General features: G+C 54.4%; 12 protein-coding genes and 1 pseudogene. All 13 read right to left on the bottom strand.

Annotated features, from left to right (window positions below; translation table 11 throughout):
* Positions 1-117: 117 nt before the first annotated feature.
* The 13 genes and pseudogenes from A0W33_RS12270 to A0W33_RS12210 all read right to left on the bottom strand — a co-directional run bounded on the left by A0W33_RS12270 (position 118) and on the right by A0W33_RS12210 (position 16,273).
* On the bottom strand, positions 118-1,191 hold the full coding sequence (locus A0W33_RS12270; protein ID WP_068838404.1) for a branched-chain amino acid aminotransferase: 1,074 nt from the start codon (positions 1,189-1,191) through the stop codon (positions 118-120).
* A gap of 46 nt (positions 1,192-1,237) precedes the next feature.
* Positions 1,238-1,786 carry a cob(I)yrinic acid a,c-diamide adenosyltransferase gene (locus tag A0W33_RS12265; protein WP_068838403.1) on the bottom strand — a complete coding sequence of 183 codons (549 nt, stop codon included), beginning with the start codon at positions 1,784-1,786 and terminating at the stop codon, positions 1,238-1,240.
* On the bottom strand, positions 1,786-2,514 hold the full coding sequence (locus A0W33_RS12260) for an ABC transporter ATP-binding protein (RefSeq protein WP_068840100.1): 729 nt from the start codon (positions 2,512-2,514) through the stop codon (positions 1,786-1,788). Before A0W33_RS12260 ends, A0W33_RS12265 begins: the two co-directional genes overlap by 1 nt.
* An 11-nt stretch (positions 2,515-2,525) precedes the next feature.
* The gene (locus A0W33_RS12255) at positions 2,526-5,564 is read right to left on the bottom strand and encodes a hypothetical protein (protein WP_068838402.1); all 3,039 of its coding nucleotides are present in this window, start codon (positions 5,562-5,564) and stop codon (positions 2,526-2,528) included.
* A 128-nt stretch (positions 5,565-5,692) separates the two neighbouring features.
* Positions 5,693-5,980, bottom strand: coding sequence for an Asp-tRNA(Asn)/Glu-tRNA(Gln) amidotransferase subunit GatC (gene gatC, locus A0W33_RS12250; RefSeq protein WP_068838401.1), 288 nt, complete (start codon positions 5,978-5,980; stop codon positions 5,693-5,695).
* Entirely contained in the window at positions 5,928-6,728 is an 801-nt protein-coding gene (locus A0W33_RS12245) for a lysophospholipid acyltransferase family protein (RefSeq protein ID WP_229802171.1), read from the bottom strand. Before A0W33_RS12245 ends, gatC begins: the two co-directional genes overlap by 53 nt.
* Before the next feature lie 105 nt (positions 6,729-6,833).
* Entirely contained in the window at positions 6,834-7,397 is a 564-nt protein-coding gene (locus A0W33_RS12240) for an NUDIX domain-containing protein (protein WP_068838400.1), read from the bottom strand.
* A gap of 406 nt (positions 7,398-7,803) precedes the next feature.
* Complete coding sequence (locus A0W33_RS12235) at positions 7,804-8,541, bottom strand: hypothetical protein (protein ID WP_216637162.1); 738 nt, start codon at positions 8,539-8,541, stop codon at positions 7,804-7,806.
* 94 nt (positions 8,542-8,635) lie between these two features.
* Positions 8,636-9,334 (bottom strand): 3'-5' exonuclease, encoded by a 699-nt coding sequence (locus A0W33_RS12230; protein WP_068838399.1) that lies wholly within the window; start codon positions 9,332-9,334, stop codon positions 8,636-8,638.
* The gene (locus A0W33_RS12225; protein ID WP_068838398.1) at positions 9,331-11,262 is read right to left on the bottom strand and encodes a DUF294 nucleotidyltransferase-like domain-containing protein; all 1,932 of its coding nucleotides are present in this window, start codon (positions 11,260-11,262) and stop codon (positions 9,331-9,333) included. The genes A0W33_RS12230 and A0W33_RS12225 overlap by 4 nt, the downstream gene beginning before the upstream one ends.
* Before the next feature lie 749 nt (positions 11,263-12,011).
* Positions 12,012-13,910, bottom strand: a complete 1,899-nt coding sequence (acs, locus tag A0W33_RS21160; protein ID WP_068840097.1) for an acetate--CoA ligase — start codon at positions 13,908-13,910, stop codon at positions 12,012-12,014.
* Between the two features lie 75 nt (positions 13,911-13,985).
* Positions 13,986-15,869: pseudogene (locus A0W33_RS21155) on the bottom strand (propionyl-CoA synthetase); the annotation flags it as partial.
* 20 nt (positions 15,870-15,889) lie between these two features.
* Entirely contained in the window at positions 15,890-16,273 is a 384-nt protein-coding gene (locus A0W33_RS12210) for a response regulator transcription factor (protein WP_068838397.1), read from the bottom strand.

The following is a 16,273-nucleotide window of genomic DNA, read 5'->3' as shown; positions in this document are numbered from 1 at the left end:
TACTTTAAAATAAAAATATGCTGAAGTATAAATTGTTGCTTTTATACTTCAGCATACGGCAATCGGATTTGTCGGCTGCAGGCGATGTGCATCCTGCTTCGTATAAACTATTTATACTTACAGGCTAATGCGCTGCACCCAGTTGTGCGGGTCCGGCGACTGCCCGGTTTTAATCTTGTCGAGCTCCGCGGATATCCGGTTCGAGATTTCGCGCTCCTCGATGGCAGGCAAGTCCATGTCCTCCCCGTTGTAGTGGATGGTGGCGATCTGGGCGATGGTGGCGGCGGTGCCGGTACCGAACGCCTCCTGCAGCTTACCTGCTTTGTGTGCAGCCACAATCTCATCCACCGATACTTTGCGCTCTTCCACTGTGTAGCCGAAGTCGCGGGCCAGCGTCAGCACGCTGTTGCGGGTAATGCCTTTAAGGATGGTAGTGCTCACGGGCGGGGTAACGAGCTTGCCGTCCATCACGAACATCACGTTCATAGTACCGGACTCCTCAATATACTTGTGCTCCTTGGCATCCGTCCAGATTAGCTGGTGGTAGCCTTTCTCCTGCATTTTTCGGGCTGGCAGAAGCGCCGCTCCGTAGTTACCGGCAGCCTTGGCAAAGCCAGCGCCACCCTCGGCAGAGCGCACATAGTTTGGCTCAATAGCCACCTTCAGCGGCTGCCCGTAATAGGCGCCCACCGGGCAAGAGAAAATTATAAAGCGGTACGTGTCTGAAGGACGCACACCGATAAAGTTATCGGTGGCGAACATGAACGGGCGCAGGTACAGGGCGCAGCCGGCGGTTGGCGGCACCCAGGCAGCATCCAATTTCAGTAGTTGCTCCAGCCCCTGCATAAAAATATCCTCCGGCAACGCAGGCATGCACATGCGCTCGGCAGACAGGTTCAAACGGTTGAAATTGTCCAGCGGGCGGAACAAAAGCACATCGCCGTTGGCATCGCGGTAGGCCTTCATGCCCTCAAAAATAGCCTGTCCGTAATGCAGCGCCGAGGTGGCCGGGCTTAAATCCATAGGGCCGTAAGGCAATATCTGCGGGTTTTGCCAGGCGCCGTCTTTGTAATCTGCCACCAGCATGTGGTCAGAAAAGATCTTCCCGAACTCAATGTTGTTGTAATCCAGCTCCTCAATGCGCGATTGCGTCACGCACTGTGCTGGTATCGTTAGCATATCTATTGACATAATAGGGGTTGTTTTTAATTCCTGTATGGTGGTATGGTATGGGATGCTACATTCTTGGTTTCCAGGTTACCTCTTCGGCGCCAAGCTCCTGCGTCATTTTACGGCAAAGGGCAAACAAGTAGTCAGAAAGTCTATTTAAATATTTTATCACCAGCTCCTCCACCTCCGAAATCTCCTGCAGGCTGATGGCCAAACGCTCAGCACGGCGGCAAACGCATCGGGCCACATGGCAGAAAGAAACCGACGGGTGGCCTCCCGGAAGTATAAAAGCACGCAGTGGCGGCACCTCCTCCGACATAGAGTCGATTTCATGCTCCAGCAGCGCAATGTCTTCTTCGTGCAGGTCCGGGGTCTTCATTTTTGACTTGCCGGGATCAGTCGCCAGCAGGGAGCCGATGGTGAACAACCTGTCCTGTACCTCTTTCAGTACATCAAGTCGGTTGCGGTTCACTTCCTGGTCGCGCACCAGCCCAATGTAGGAGTTTAGTTCATCTACGGTACCGTAGGCCTCGATGCGCAGGTGTGATTTGGCGACGCGGGTACCGCCAATAAGGGAGGTAGTGCCTTTGTCACCGGTCTTGGTGTATATCTTCATTAATGCTGATGCTCTGATTCCAAACTTGATGCGGTGGCGATGTCCGGGTTTACGGTATCGGACTCCACCAGACCATCACGGAGGCGCACAATGCGGTGCGCGTATTTGGCGATGTCCTCCTCGTGCGTTACCATGATGATGGTGTGGCCCTTGGAGTGCAGGTTCTCAAACAACTCCATAATCTCGTAAGATGTTTTGGTGTCGAGGTTACCCGTCGGTTCGTCGGCAAGTATAATGCTAGGGTTGTTGATCAGCGCGCGCGCAATGGCCACACGCTGCCGCTGACCACCCGACAGCTCATTTGGTTTGTGCTTTCCGCGCGATCCCAGGCCTACGCTCTCGAGTGCCTTTTGCGCCTTCTCCTCACGCTGGCTTTTGTTGTAACCGGCATAAATCAGGGGCAGGGCTACGTTCTCCAGCGAGCTTTGGCGCGGCAGCAGGTTAAAAGTCTGAAACACGAACCCAATCTCTTTGTTCCGTACCTCGGCCAGTTCATTGTCGGTCATGTTGCTTACGTCTTGCCCGTTCAGGATATAGGTTCCCGCCGTTGGTGTATCCAGGCAGCCGATAATGTTCATAAACGTGGACTTTCCCGATCCGGAGGGCCCCATAAAGGCAACATACTCTCCTTTTTGGATGGTGATGGTTACCGAGCGCAGGGCATTAATGGTTTCTGCGCCCATGCGGTACACTCTGGAGATATCGTGGGTTTCGATGATAGTGCTCATAGGGCCTTTTTTCATAGCTGCCAGTTTTCGGCGCGAGCCTCTATTTCCTGGCGTTTCTGGTCAAACTTCTTTATAAATGTACTATATTCTGTGGCAGGAAGCAAGTCCTGAATCCTTTCTGTAGCCTGCTCCGCATAGGAGTACAACCCCTGGTCCAGACTCTCGAGCGCGTAAGCCTGGTGCAGTTTGGCTGCATAGGGGTTATAGGTGATACCGCTTAGCAGAATGCTGTAGGCCGTCTCCGCCTCGGGTTTATACTTGTCGTAGAAGTTGGCGGCAGCCAGTATGGTTTCCTCATCATAAATTAGCATTCTCAGGGCCTGCTGGTAACGGGAGGCGGCTTCCTCGGTGCGCCCACGTGCCTCGGCTATCCGCGCCTTAAAGTACAGTGCATGGCGTTTGTCCCGGTCCGTCAGGTACAACTTGTCCAGTCGGTTCAGCAGCACGTCGTACTTCTCGGTGTAAAGCCACAGGCGTAGCTGTTGCAGGTTCAGCTGCGAGCGCAACTCACCTTCCGGCTGCAACTGGGTTGATGCCTCGGTAATGGCATCGTAGGCGGGTTTCAGCTTTCGGTTTTGCAGCAGGTAGTCTACGCGTGCCACCAGGGCACGGCGCTTCAGGTCCTTTTCCTCCACCGCATTCACCAACGAGTCCACCTGTTGGGGAGCCAGGTGGGGCAGGTACGCCAGCAGGTACTGCAGTTTATCCTTGTCTGAAGGCTCCTGCAGCACTTCCGGCACTGTTTTGCGGAGCAGGGCCGCCAGGTCCTGGGCCAAGGTGATGGCCGCTTCGTTTTCGGTGTAGGCCACCTCTTCCAGCACCGCCACGGCCGCCTCGGGTTGGTACGCCATGGCCAGGGCATAGCCCTCAGAGAGGTACGCCTGCGCATAGCCCCTGTCTTTGGCCTGCTTAAAGTAGGCGGCAGCAGCCCTGAAGTTGTTCTCCTCCAGCATCCACTGCCCCAGCACATTATAATAATAACCGCTTTTATTCTCCAGTTGCAGCGCCAGGTTCTCCATGGTGTTGCGGCCCTCCTGCGGCAATCCGTCATAGTGGTGCACCAGGCCCTTCAGAAACAGCAGGTCGCCGTAAAATATCTGGTTGCCCGGAGAGGCCAGGTAACTGTTGATGGCCTGCAGGCTGGTGGTGTCCCCCCTGCCCAGGCGGCTGATGGTCTGGTTGTAGAACAGCGTGAAATCCTCCACCGCCTGCAGCGAGTCGGGACGAAAAGGCTCTTTGCTCTGCGGCTCCATGCCCAGGAGCTGGCGCAGTGCCGACTGGTTGCTGCGTAGCGTTCTATACTTGCCCTTCCTGGATTCCTCCAGCACCGTCTTCGCCGGTTCCAGCATCGCCTGCCGGGTGTAGTAGGCTAGGCGGTTGCTGTAAATCACGTCCTCATCGGAGGCATACTCCTGTGCCAGGTTAAAGTAGTATTCGGTGCTGTCCTGCACGCTGGTCTGGGCGTAAAGCAGGGCCAGGTTGTTGTATATCTCCGCACTCTCCGGAAACTTCTCAACGCCCTCCTGCAGCACATACAGCCGCTCAAAAAAGTACTGCTTCTCGTCGTAGAGGTTGGCCAGGCGCACGTAGAGCTTCGGGTTTGGGCGCTTTTCCAGGGCTTTCTGCAACCTTAGTATCTCCTCGTTGCGCTGCTGGTTCTGGCGGTGCAGTGCGGCCAGGCTATAGTTGGCTTTCACGTTGCTGTTGTCAAACACATCGCTTTCCTCATAAAAGCGCACGGCCAGAATATTATTGTCAGAAGCGCGGTACAGATCGCCGATGTAGCTGTAATAACCCGCCTGGGCGTAGAAGTAGACACGGTACTGCGTGCGCATCACCAGGATTACGCAAAGCACCAGGCTCATCACGAAAAACGAGAAAAGCGAGAACTTCTGCGGCTCGTACACCACTTTGTACACGGGCAGGCGCTGCTCCAGCAATCGCCCGAAGTTGATCATCACATACAGCAGGAAGCCAAAGCCGAAAGCCAGGTGCGAGTACAGCACCATGTCGCGGAAAAGGGTGATGAGCGAGTCGTTGGCGGTGGCGAAGGCGTAGCCGATGCTCAGGAACGTTATGGTGGCGAACACCAGGTACAAAACGGCTCCCGTCGGACGAAAGGAAAACATGCCGCTGTATACTTTCTCGCGCTGCCGCATGCCCCAGAATCCCGCCACCGTGGAAAGCAGCAGGATGAGGTAGCTGTTGATGTAAATGATCTCGGTGCGGATGTAGCCGATGTAGCGCAGGTACATCAGCAGCAGGCTCAGCAAGTATAAAACACTGATGAGCAGGAACTGCCACATGCTGAAACGCCGCTCAGGTGTGCTGGCCTGTGTGTTGATCCAGAGCAGCGCGTTCACGTTTTCGTAGGCCACCCAAAGTATAAAAAGCACCGCCGCCGCGAGCAACCCGATGGAGTTGTAGTTCACCAGGTGCAGCGTCACCAGTTCAGCCGAGAAATCGGCTTCGCTGTAGATCAGAAGCCCCAGCAGGGTTACCACGCCCAGCATGGCCAGCACGCGAAGCGAGAAGTTGGTTTCGGGCAGGAAGGCGTGGAAGGCATAGCTGCCCATAGCCAGCAGCGCTATACTTAGCAGCAGCATGGTTTGGGTGGCGCTGCCAAAAATATCCAGCAAATCGAAATTGAAGGTGGCCAGGAACAGCATCAGCAGCAGCACGCCACCAAAGTATGCCAGGCGCTTCATGGTGCTGATGGCGGCCGCGTAAAACGCAACGCAGACGGCCACCATACCCAGCAGCACCGCGGCGGCCGGGATGCTGGTGCCGGGCAGGGCCACATCGTACTGCTCCAGTATCAGGTACCCGTCGGCGGAAAGGGTGAAGGGCTCCAGCAGGCGCGTTACCTCGTGCACGGGCAGCGGCACCACCTGCAGGTCAGGTAGCTTGTCCCAGGCAAAAACCGTGTTTTCGCCGGTAAAAAAATGATACACCCCCAGCAGCAGCGCCAGCGCCGCGAGCAGGAGCAAAAAAAGATAGGGATACCTGGTGTGCGTATCCCATCTTTCCCAAAACTTTATTTTATTCATATATAAGGGACACAAGTATCACGACAAAAGACACAAGACATTCTGATTTCACAGCCTGCCGCCAAGCTAAAACCAGTAAGTTTAGAAGCACAACGGGCACGGATTGTCTTTATACTTATGCCGGCAGATTACTCCATTACTTTCGGCACGCGGAAATAATCGGAGTCTTTTTTAGGGGCGTTCAGCAGGGCCTCCTCATGGGTAATGGTATTGCGCACCTCGTCCTCGCGCAGCACGTTCACCTCCTCCGACATGTGGATGAGCGGCTCGATGTGCTCGGTATCCAGCTCGCGCAGCTGGTCCACCCAGTTCAGGATCTTGTTCAGGTCCTGCAGCATCTCCTGCTCTTTCTCCTCGTTAAACTCAAGCCTTGCTAAGTGCGCTATTTTGCGGATAGTCTGAATATCTGTTGACATGTACTTTGGTATGTTTATTTAATTCTGATTGAATAATCTGGAACACCTGCTCTTTCAGCTGCGGCAGGTCGGCCAGCGTGAGCCCCTTCGTTTCGATGGGCTCGTGTATGATGATCTTCAGCGGATGCCAGCGCACCTTCAGTTTGCCGTCCAGGTCGGGCAGAAAGCGTTGGTTGTATGGCATCGTGATGGGCACCACCGGCAGCTGCTTCTCAATGGCCAGCTTAAACGGACCGTCCTTGAAAGCCAGCATGTGTTCCCCGGCTGATTTGGGAATGGTGCCCTCCGGGAAAATGACCAGGCTGCGGCCCTCCTCCAGCGATTTAAGCGACTTCAGGTAGCTTTTGGCGCTGCTGATGGGGCTCTTGCGGTCCACCGGGATATAAAGCTTTTCGTATACTTTGCCCCACAAGGGCACCTTGCACAAATCGGCTTTGCCCACAAAGTTAATAAATCCGGGGATGGCATGCAGCACCACCGGAATATCCAGGTAAGAACTGTGGTTTGGGGTGAAGATGTAACGCTGTTTCCGGTCCAGTTTCATGCGCCACTCCACTGCCAGGGGCGTCAGGAACAGGCGCAGGGCCGACGAAGACCAAAGCCGGTTGATGTTGTGTAACTGGCTGTACCACTTCTTCCTGCGCATCAGCACCGCCTGCAGCGGATACGTTACCACAAAGGGCAGCACAAAGCAGGTAACGCACCAGGTAGTGTAGATTCTGTGAGATAGGTATTTAACAGCTTTCATACGCCCAAATGTAATAATAATCCACCACTGTACAATTCTCGCGGGCGCCGTGCTGGCCTACCGCAAGTATAAACGCGAAGGGTCGCCGCCAAGTATAAACCGGTGCTACAGTTTTCCCTGCTCCTGCAGGATAAAAGCCGCCTTCAGAATACCTGCCACGCTGATGGCATCGGTGATCTCGTTGTTCATGGCCATGCGCAGGGCTTCCTTGAAAGGCACCTTTTTGATATGCAGCTCCTCTGTCTCTTCAAAAGCCGTTTCCCCGGCCTTTAGTTCCTGTGCCAGAAAAACAAAGCCCTCCTCATCGGTAACGGAGTTTGAGGTGTGCAGGCGGCAGATATTAGTCCATTGGGCAGCCGTAAATCCGGTTTCCTCCTTCAGCTCGCGCTTCGCCGACTCCAGGATGTCGTTCTCTACCAGACCTCCGCCCATCGGAATTTCCCAACTGTACTCATCCAGCGGGTAGCGGTACTGACCCACCAGGTAAGTGTTGCCCTCGTCGTCGATGGGAATGATGCCGATGGCTTTGTTCTTCATGCTCACCACGCCGTAGATGCCTTCGCCCCCGCTGGGGTTTAGCACCTGGTCTTCGCGCACTCTGATCCATGGGTTCTGGTAGATGTGTTTGCTGGAAAGTGTTGTCCAGGGGTTATGTGTTTCGTCGATCATAGCTGTAGGTTGTTGCGGGGCAAAGATAGGGGTTTGCAGGTTGCGGAAGTATGGGTAAGGGATTTTGGGAGAGAGGCGGCTGAAACAGGGTACAGTAAATAATTTGTCCCGGTTCTGTTTTTCCCGATTGTAAAGGAGTCATATCCGGACCTACTTCTACTTCTTGAAAATTCCAGGAAGCTACCATTCTGCTCCCGGTTCTAAGGAACGCCTCCAGACATACCTCTCCCTGATGAAGTTACCCTTTCCATATTTCTAAATCAGCATCCGACTAACGCCTGGTATAACCAGTTGTAGTTGTTATTGGAGCAAAAAACAAAATCGTAGAGACAAAGCAGGGAAATGCACAATATCATAAATGCACAAGGGACACGCATGCGCCAACCTCTGATTAAATGCAGGCAGGTTATTCTTTGGTAACGACAACACTGGCAACAGTTTGCCAGTTCTCAATAACTTGGTCGTAGAATGGTTCCTCATCAGATCCGCCCTTCCAGATCACATACAATCGTTTATTGTTTGTTGTGGCATAGCTTCTCGCGGTCTGTAGTAACTCTGTCGAGATTCCCGTTAGCACTTTGTCTAGATTGAAGGTAAAAGTCACGTTGTACTTATCTGAAGGATTGATTTCTATATCCGTAACCTCAAGATTCGCCTCGAAGGGGAAAGAGCTTCCTACCCTTACACTATCTATTCCTCCTTTAGCATTTACAAATGCCCCTTTGAGGCTAAAAGCCATTTCAGACTTTTCTGATTTACGTGCAAACAGTTTAACCTTCACATCTTTATAAGAACCTGTGGGTAACTGGATTATTCCCGCCAAAGCATCAGCATTGAATATATTGATGTTCTTTCCTACAAGAATGGTAGTATCCAGCAGGCTTTCACTTTTCCCAACAAAGGCTATTTTTTCGACATAGATAGATGCGGAAGTCCATTCAACAGCAGCGGAACTCATTGTGTTATCAGCTTTGGCGCCCATTCGTTTAACACCAGCCCCCGAGGCTTTCGCAAAATAAGACAGGTTCCCATAGCCTCCTTGATCAACTACAGGTGCCACAGAAATGTCGTCTTTTTCACAAGATGTTAGTACCAACAATGCCAGCAATGCAATGAAGTACTGTTTGAAGGATGTTTGTCTCATAGATGCTTTTATTTAATAAGAGTCGCTAAATATATGAATAAGCTATCTTAAATTAAATACCTCCTGCATCGAACCAGGCTTAAAAAATTAATAGTTACCTCACCAACTCCCCCACCATATTTATTCCCCGCTTCTTTGCCTGTGCCAGCAGTTTCAGCAGCAGTATGGCGGTGATAAAGGCATCTCCTGCGGCGGTGTGGCGCGATTCATTCGACAGGTTATACTTGTGAATAAGGCTATCCAGGGTATAGTCGGAGCGGCTGAAGCTGTCGGGGGAATGGTGGCGGCGCTCCAGGCGTTTGGCAAGCTGGGCGGTATCCAGGGTTTTGTTGTGCAGCTTGCCACTGATGCCGCTGCCCTTGATCATGCCGTTCACCACTTCCATGTCGAACGCCACGTGGTGGCCTACCAGCACGGCTCCACCAGCGAAGTCCAGAAGCTGCCTCAGGGCCTCCGGTTCGGACACTCCCTGCTCCACTTCCTGGCGCAGCAACCCGTGCACTTCCGCACTTTTATTGCCATGCGCAATCTGTTGCCGCACCACGCATTCAAAGCTCTCCTGCACCAGCACCTGCCCTGCAAGCACTTTTACGGCCCCGATCGACAGCGCTTTGTCCTGTTTGGGGTCCAGCCCCGTTGTTTCTGTGTCGAACACAACAAACTCGGCAGTGGCTAAGGGATTTGCGGCGGAGAACTGGCTGTTGACGGCTCTGATGTACGCCTGCCAGAAGTCCGGATCGCCGGGAGCCGCCTGTGGCTTGCCACGAAGAAGTTCTTTCCACCAGCGCCTCATGCGTTGAGGTAGTTTAGCTGGAACCGCACCTGCAGCAGCTCCTGCACATCGCTGATGATTTTAAAAGTGTTTCGCAGTGTCTGCCGCTCCAGCTTATTCAACTGGGCCGGGTTGATGTACCGCCCTGTATCATTGTTGCGCAAGCCACTCAAGGCGCGGTGCCGCATCATAATCTCGTAGGCCATGGCGGCCTCGCGGTAGAGAGTGGCGTTCTGCGGTTCCAGTTCCGCCAGCCTGGCAAAGCGCTTGAAGGTATTATTTTCCCCGGCCACGCGGTTGTACAGCGTCAGCACGCGGGCAGCATCCACTAGTGGCGTCATGGCCCGCAGCTTTATGTCGAACTGGTCCTTGTGGTCGCCGCCGCGCTCCACCATAAAATTGCGGAAAAAGCTAAGCGGCGGCGGGCTCTGCAGAGCGTGCTTTGCCAGGTAGGGCAGAAAAATTCGCTCCTGCTGTATGTGCTCGTATATGTAGCTGGTCAGTTCTTTGGCCAGCACCAGGTTGCCGTGCAAAGGCCGGTAATCGAAAAAGATGCTGGCGTTCAGCAGCGCCTCCTCGGTTGGCTCGTGTATCCAGTTGTGGAAGTACTGCTTCCAGGCGTGCAGCGGCTGGCACCACTTCGGGTTACCGGCCATCATGTTGGCCGGGCATTTCTCGAAGCCGCACTGCTCCAGCACCTCGTTTACCAGCACCGCCAACTGCACGAAGTAGGCCTGCGCCTCCTGCTCCAGCCCCACATGGGCATCTTCAAACACCAGCGCATTGTCCTGATCGGTGCGCAATAGCTGCTCTTCACGGCCCTCACTCCCGATAGAGAGCCAGCAATAGCGCAGCGGCGGCTCACCAAGTATACCTTCGGCATGCTGCAGTGCCCGCACCACCAGCGCATCGTTAATCTCTGTCATGATGTTGGCGACAAAGGCGATGTTCACGTCCTGCTCCAGGTATTTCTGCAGCAGTTCCTCAGCCCGATTCCGGATAGCAGGCAGGTGCGCTATACTTGACGTCTGCCGGATCTCCTGCACCAGCACGACAGGGTTATTTCCCTGGGCCAGCAACAAATGATGCTCTGTCAGCACGCCCTCCACCGGCGAATTTACAGTGCCGTCACGCGTTACGCAGAGGTGCTTTACCCGGTGCCGCATCAGCAGCAGCAGGGCTTCGGCCATGTGCGGGTTGGGAGCAATGGTTACCTCCGGCTCCGACATCACCGCCTCCACCATGTCGTCAATTCCAACATGCCCCGCAACCACGCGCTTGCGCAGGTCCGTGTCGGTCAGAATGCCAATGGGATGCTCCTCCTCATCCACTACAAGTATAAAACTGGAGTCCTTGTCGCTCATGATCTGGGCAGCCAGTCGAATGGACGTTTGGGCGGTACAGGTAACTTTATTGTGGCCCGTACTCAGGGTAAGCACGTCTTCGAGGTGCAGTTGCTGCGTGGTGGTTCTGTGAAGGCTGCGGCGGGCCTCGTTTGTTTCCTGCATGTTGCCCTGTTGCACCGGTCCGCCAGCCGCGAAGCCTGCGGCAAAGTATAAAGCCACCTCCGGGTTGTGGTGCAGGATCGGATCAAACAGTGCAATGGACACGCCGTACACGAGCGTTTCCTCGGTGGCCGTGGCGGTAGAGGAATAGTTCTTTTTGGCGATAAGCGCCCGCGCCCCGAACACATCACCTTCGTCGCACACATCCACCAGACGCTTTGCCTCGCCCATGCCCTGCTCCAGCCGCACCGACCCTTGCCGCACCACGTAAAAGACTTCATGCGGTGTGTCTCCCTGGTTGAATAGCGTCTGCTCCGGCTCCAGGTACTGCACCCGCACCTGCCCCGCCAACTGCTGCAGTTGCTCCTGGCTAATCAGGTTAAAGGGCGGGTACTGTTGCAGGAACTCCAGTACGCGCTCCTGTATGGCGTTGGCGGGTTTCATAAGGTGGGGGTTTGTTTGTTTAAGGTAAGGGATTTGGGGATGAGGTGCAAGGAGATTGGAGTTAAGAATTTCGCCCGCTGGCGCGAGCTTGCAGTTCGTGTCCTGCCATGGTGTTGAGTTCATAACTCGAAGGGCTTTAACCCATACTTGTATAGCGGCGGCCATACTTGCGCCGTGGCTATACTTGTTACATTCCCTGGCGCAAGCGTCCGCTTGTGCCTTCAACAGCTTCTACATTCCACAATTTATAATTCTATAGCCGCTGCTTGCCGTAACTTGAACCAAGCTATCCTTACTAGCTACTGTTCATCCTCCAGTTCCCGAATACCAACAGTTCCACTTCTGGCTTTGGAGCGCTCACGGCCGCGGGGCCCCGTCCTGGGGGGAGGGGCCCTCGATAAGGGCATCGCGCTGGGACCTTTTCTTTGCTCGCTTCGCTTTGCAATCCCGCCTCCAGCGGGACCGAAAAACTCCAGAGGCGCTCAACCCAAGGACTGGATTCGGTTCAGATGGCGATGGCTCATGCTATGCAACAAAGGCTAAATCCCCCTTTGAAGGGGGTAGGGGGATGTTAACACTTCTGAGGATAAAACTCCCCGCCTTAGAAAAAGGAGGGACTAGGGGTGGTTATATACATCATGCATCGGCTTTACGCTACACAACCCTAGCGCTAAAGAAAACTTGCTAAACACCTAAAAAGCCCTGCAGCAAGAGCTACAGGGCTTTAAACAACTAAACTTACTTTACGCTTACAGCGCGTTGTTCTTGATCTCTTCCACTACATCCGGATCAAGGAGGGTTGAGGTATCGCCTAAATTAGAGGTGTCACCTTCGGCTACTTTGCGCAGGATGCGGCGCATGATCTTGCCTGACCTTGTTTTCGGCAGACCGCTTACGATCTGGATTTTATCAGGCTTGGCGATTTTACCGATCTTCTCTACCACCGTCTCGATGATCTCGGCACGTAGCCACTCTTCCCGCTCCGGCTTGTCTTTCAGAATCACGAAGGCGTAGATGCCCTGCCCTTTCACATCGTGCGGGTAACCCACCACAGCCGACTCAATCACGTGCTCGTTGTGGTTAATAGCTTCCTCGATCTCGGCGGTTCCGAAACGGTGACCCGATACGTTGATCACATCATCCACCCGGCCGATGATACGGTACAGTCCGTTCTCGTCGCGTTTGGCACCATCGCCGGTAAAGTATAAACCTTTGTAGGTAGAGAAGTAGCTGAGGCGGGCGCGCTCGTGGTCGCCGTAGGTGGTGCGGATGATGCCCGGCCACGGAAATTTCATACACAGGTAGCCTTCCTGCCCGTTTTCGGTTATTTCTTTGCCCTCGCCATCCACGAGTATTGGCTGTATGCCCGGCAGCGGCAGCCCTGCGTGGCTTGGTTTCATCGGGGTTACGTCAGCCAGGGTAGAGATCATGATGCCGCCAGTTTCAGTTTGCCACCAGGTATCCACTACCGGGCAATCCTCCTTGCCGACGTGGGTATGGTACCAGTGCCAAGCCTCCTCGTTTATAGGTTCTCCCACCGAACCCAGCACCCGCAGCGAGTCCAGACTGTACGAGAGCACGTCGTCGATATCACCTCCCATCAGAGCACGGATAGCAGTTGGAGCGGTATAGAATATTGTTACGCCAAACTTGTCGCATACTTGCCAGAAACGGCCGTTGTCCGGGTAGGTAGGCACGCCTTCAAACATCAGGGTGGTGGCACCAGCCAGCAGCGGGCCGTATACCAGGTACGTATGGCCGGTGATCCAGCCGATATCAGCCGTACACCAGTAGATGTCGCTTTCCTGGTACTGGAACACATTGCTGAAACTGTACTGCGCATACACCATGTAGCCGCCGCACGTATGCACCACGCCTTTGGGTTTGCCCGTTGAGCCAGAGGTATACAGTATAAAGAGCATGTCTTCGGCATCCATTTCCTCGGCAGGGCAATCTTTGCTCACACCCTGCACCTCATCGTGGAACCACACATCACGGCCTTCCAGCATATTAACGGCCCAACCCAAACGCTCAAACACAATCACACGTTTCACCGACTCGCACTGCTCCAGTGCCTCATCTACCACGCGCTTCACCGGAATCTGCTTGGCTCCGCGGTTCAGTCCGTCAGACGTGAGCACCATACTACACTGGGCATCATTGATTCTGTCGGCCATGGCTACGGCAGAGAAACCGGCAAACACAACCGAATGGATGGCACCGATACGGGCACAGGCCAGCACCGCCATCGCCAGTTCCGGGATCATCGGCATGTAAATACAGATGCGGTCGCCTTTCTTGGCGCCGTTCTTTTTAAGCACGTTGGCAAACTGGCATACTTTCTCGTGCAATTCGCGGTACGTATAGCGCACAAAGCGCTCTTTCGGGTCGTTGGGCTCCCAGATCAGGGCCAGCTTGTTGCCACGGGTTTTCAGGTGGCGGTCCAGGCAGTTTTCGGTGATGTTCATTTTACCGCCCTGAAACCACTTTATACTTGGCTCCTCAAAATTCCAGTCAAGCACTTTATCCCACTTTTTGCGCCAGGTAAAGGTTTCTGCTATATCAGACCAGAAGCCTTCCGGATCTTCGGTGCTGCGTTTGTAGGCTTCCTGGTACTCCTCAAAAGTTTTAACTTGATAGTTCGTCATGGCAAGGTTTAGTTCTTGGTTTGCGTTTGTCTTAAGATTTAGAAAGGCATTCCCGATGCGTCGTTTCTTCAGGTGATCGCGAATCTCGGTCAGGATAGCCGGGTCGTCTATGGTGGAGGGTACGGCGTAAGGGGTACCGTCGGCGATGTGGCGCAGAATGCGGCGGAGTATTTTGCCGGACCGGGTTTTAGGCAGTCGGTTTACGAGCAGCACATTTTTGAAATAAGCCACCGCACCAATCTGCTCCCGGATCATACTTACCAATTCTTTCTCCAGTTGCTGCTCCCCTATCGTCTGCCCATCTTTCAGCACCACCAGTCCGATAGGTCGTTGCCCGCGCAGGTCATCGGCTATCCCTACCACGGCACATTCGGCCACTGCCGGGTGCGCGGCTACCATCTCCTCCATCTCGCCGGTAGAAAGGCGGTGCCCGGATACGTTAATCACATCATCAATGCGGCCCATGATGTACACGTAACCCTCTTCATCAATATAGCCACCATCACCGGTCATGTAATAGCCCGGGAACTGCTCCAGGTATGATTTACGGAAACGTTCATCGTCCTGCCAGAGCGTGGGCAGGCAGCCCGGCGGCAGCGGTAGTTTCACGGCCACAATGCCTTCCTGGTTTGGGATGAGCTGCTTGCCTTCTTCGTTCAGAATCTGCACCTCATAGCCACAAACCGGGTTACCGGCAGAGCCGGGCTTGGCAGGCAAATCTTCAATGCCCATCATGTTGGCCACCATCGGCCAGCCAGATTCAGTTTGCCACCAGTGGTCGATCACCGGCACTTGCAGCATATCTTTTGCCCAATGGTAAGTGGCCACATCGCAGCGCTCTCCGGCCAGGAACAGGTACCTGAGCGATGGCGTGTCGGACTTCTTCTTAAACAGCCCGTCCGGGTCTTCCTTTTTGATGGCGCGGAAAGCGGTCGGGGCCGTGAACAACACCTTTACCCCGTGCTCCTGAATCACGCGCCAGAACGTGCCGGCATCGGGCGTGCGCACTGGCTTGCCCTCAAAAAGTATCGTGGTGCAGCCGTGGATCAGCGGACCATAGACCAGGTAAGAGTGCCCTACGGCCCAGCCCACATCTGAGGCAGCCCAGAATACATCACCCGGGTCTACATCATACACGGCTTTCATGCTATACTTAAGCGCCACGGCATGGCCGCCGTTGTCACGCACAATGCCTTTGGGCTTGCCGGTGGTGCCCGAAGTATAAAGGATGTACAGCGGGTCGGTGGCATCAACCGGCACACAGTCGGCAGGCTCGGCCTGCTCCAGTACTTCCATGTAATCCAGGTCGCGGCCCGGCTGCATCTCTGCCTGTACCTGCGGCCGCTGAAAGATAATGGTATGGGCTGGCTTGTGGATGCTGGTATCGAGCGCCTTATCGAGCAGGGGCTTGTACGGGATTATATTGGCAAATTCGATGCCGCAGGAGGCGGAGATCACTACTTTGGGCTTGGCGTCATCAATGCGTACGCGCAGCTCATGCGGGGCAAAGCCTCCGAACACCACCGAGTGTATTGCGCCCAGGCGGGCACAGGCCAGCATCGCCACCATCGCCTCCGGAATAACGGGCATGTAAATAACAACGGTATCCCCCTTGCCCACGCCCAGGTTTTGCAGCGCACCGGCAAAGCGGGCCACAAAATCGCGCAGCTCCCGGTACGTGTACTTCCTGATGGTATTGGTAACCGGAGAATCGTAGATCAGTGCATTCTGGTCTGCGCGGCCATTGTCTACGTGGTAGTCCAGGGCCAGGTAAGCCGTGTTTAGCTTGCCGCCCTTAAACCAGCGGTAAAAACCGTTCTCGTCGGTGCTCAGGATTTGCTCCGGTTTCTCGTACCAATCCAGCTGCGCGGCCTGCTCTCCCCAGAAAGTTTCCGGCTCTGCTATACTTTGGGCGTAGGCCTGCGCGTATGTTTTGGGCGTTCGGGTTGAAGTCTCCATAGTGTTGCTGTTTTATACGTTCAACTCACAGTCATTTCTTTGATTTTCTCCATCAGGAAACGGGTCGAGAAAGGCTTGGGGATGTACAGGTCCGCTCCCACGGCATAGCCTTTCTTCACGTCAGCCTCCTTCGTTTTGGCACTCAGAAAAATAACCTTGGCTCCTTTCATTTCTTCTTTCTGGCGGATGTGGCGGCATACTTCGTAGCCATCCACGTCGGGCATCATAATGTCGAGCACCACCACCTGCGGCAGTTCTTTGTTCACGCTCTCGATGGCCTCTGTGCCGTTGCGCGCAATAAACACCTGATAGCCGTTTTTCCGCATCAGGAACTCCAGCGGCAGCAGTATACTTGGCTCGTCATCCACCACCAACACCTTCAGTTTCTCTTTCACTTTACCCAT

The sequence above is a fragment of the Pontibacter akesuensis genome, assembly GCF_001611675.1.
GTDB classification, from domain to species: Bacteria; Bacteroidota; Bacteroidia; order Cytophagales; family Hymenobacteraceae; genus Pontibacter; species Pontibacter akesuensis.
The sequence above is the reverse complement of the archived record's forward strand: the minus strand, read 5'-3'. Positions and strand labels throughout refer to the sequence as shown.

Excerpts from the sequence above, each read along its gene's own strand:
- A0W33_RS12270 (WP_068838404.1), bottom strand. The coding sequence starts at position 1,191 with ATGTCAATAGATATGCTAACGATACCAGCACAGTGCGTGACGCAATCG.
- A0W33_RS12265 (WP_068838403.1), bottom strand. The coding sequence starts at position 1,786 with ATGAAGATATACACCAAGACCGGTGACAAAGGCACTACCTCCCTTATT.
- A0W33_RS12260 (WP_068840100.1), bottom strand. The coding sequence starts at position 2,514 with ATGAGCACTATCATCGAAACCCACGATATCTCCAGAGTGTACCGCATG.
- A0W33_RS12255 (WP_068838402.1), bottom strand. The coding sequence starts at position 5,564 with ATGAATAAAATAAAGTTTTGGGAAAGATGGGATACGCACACCAGGTAT.
- gatC (WP_068838401.1), bottom strand. The coding sequence starts at position 5,980 with ATGTCAACAGATATTCAGACTATCCGCAAAATAGCGCACTTAGCAAGG.
- A0W33_RS12245 (WP_229802171.1), bottom strand. The coding sequence starts at position 6,728 with ATGAAAGCTGTTAAATACCTATCTCACAGAATCTACACTACCTGGTGC.
- A0W33_RS12240 (WP_068838400.1), bottom strand. The coding sequence starts at position 7,397 with ATGATCGACGAAACACATAACCCCTGGACAACACTTTCCAGCAAACAC.
- A0W33_RS12235 (WP_216637162.1), bottom strand. The coding sequence starts at position 8,541 with ATGAGACAAACATCCTTCAAACAGTACTTCATTGCATTGCTGGCATTG.
- A0W33_RS12230 (WP_068838399.1), bottom strand. The coding sequence starts at position 9,334 with ATGAGGCGCTGGTGGAAAGAACTTCTTCGTGGCAAGCCACAGGCGGCT.
- A0W33_RS12225 (WP_068838398.1), bottom strand. The coding sequence starts at position 11,262 with ATGAAACCCGCCAACGCCATACAGGAGCGCGTACTGGAGTTCCTGCAA.
- acs (WP_068840097.1), bottom strand. The coding sequence starts at position 13,910 with ATGACGAACTATCAAGTTAAAACTTTTGAGGAGTACCAGGAAGCCTAC.
- A0W33_RS12210 (WP_068838397.1), bottom strand. The coding sequence starts at position 16,273 with ATGGGTAAAGTGAAAGAGAAACTGAAGGTGTTGGTGGTGGATGACGAG.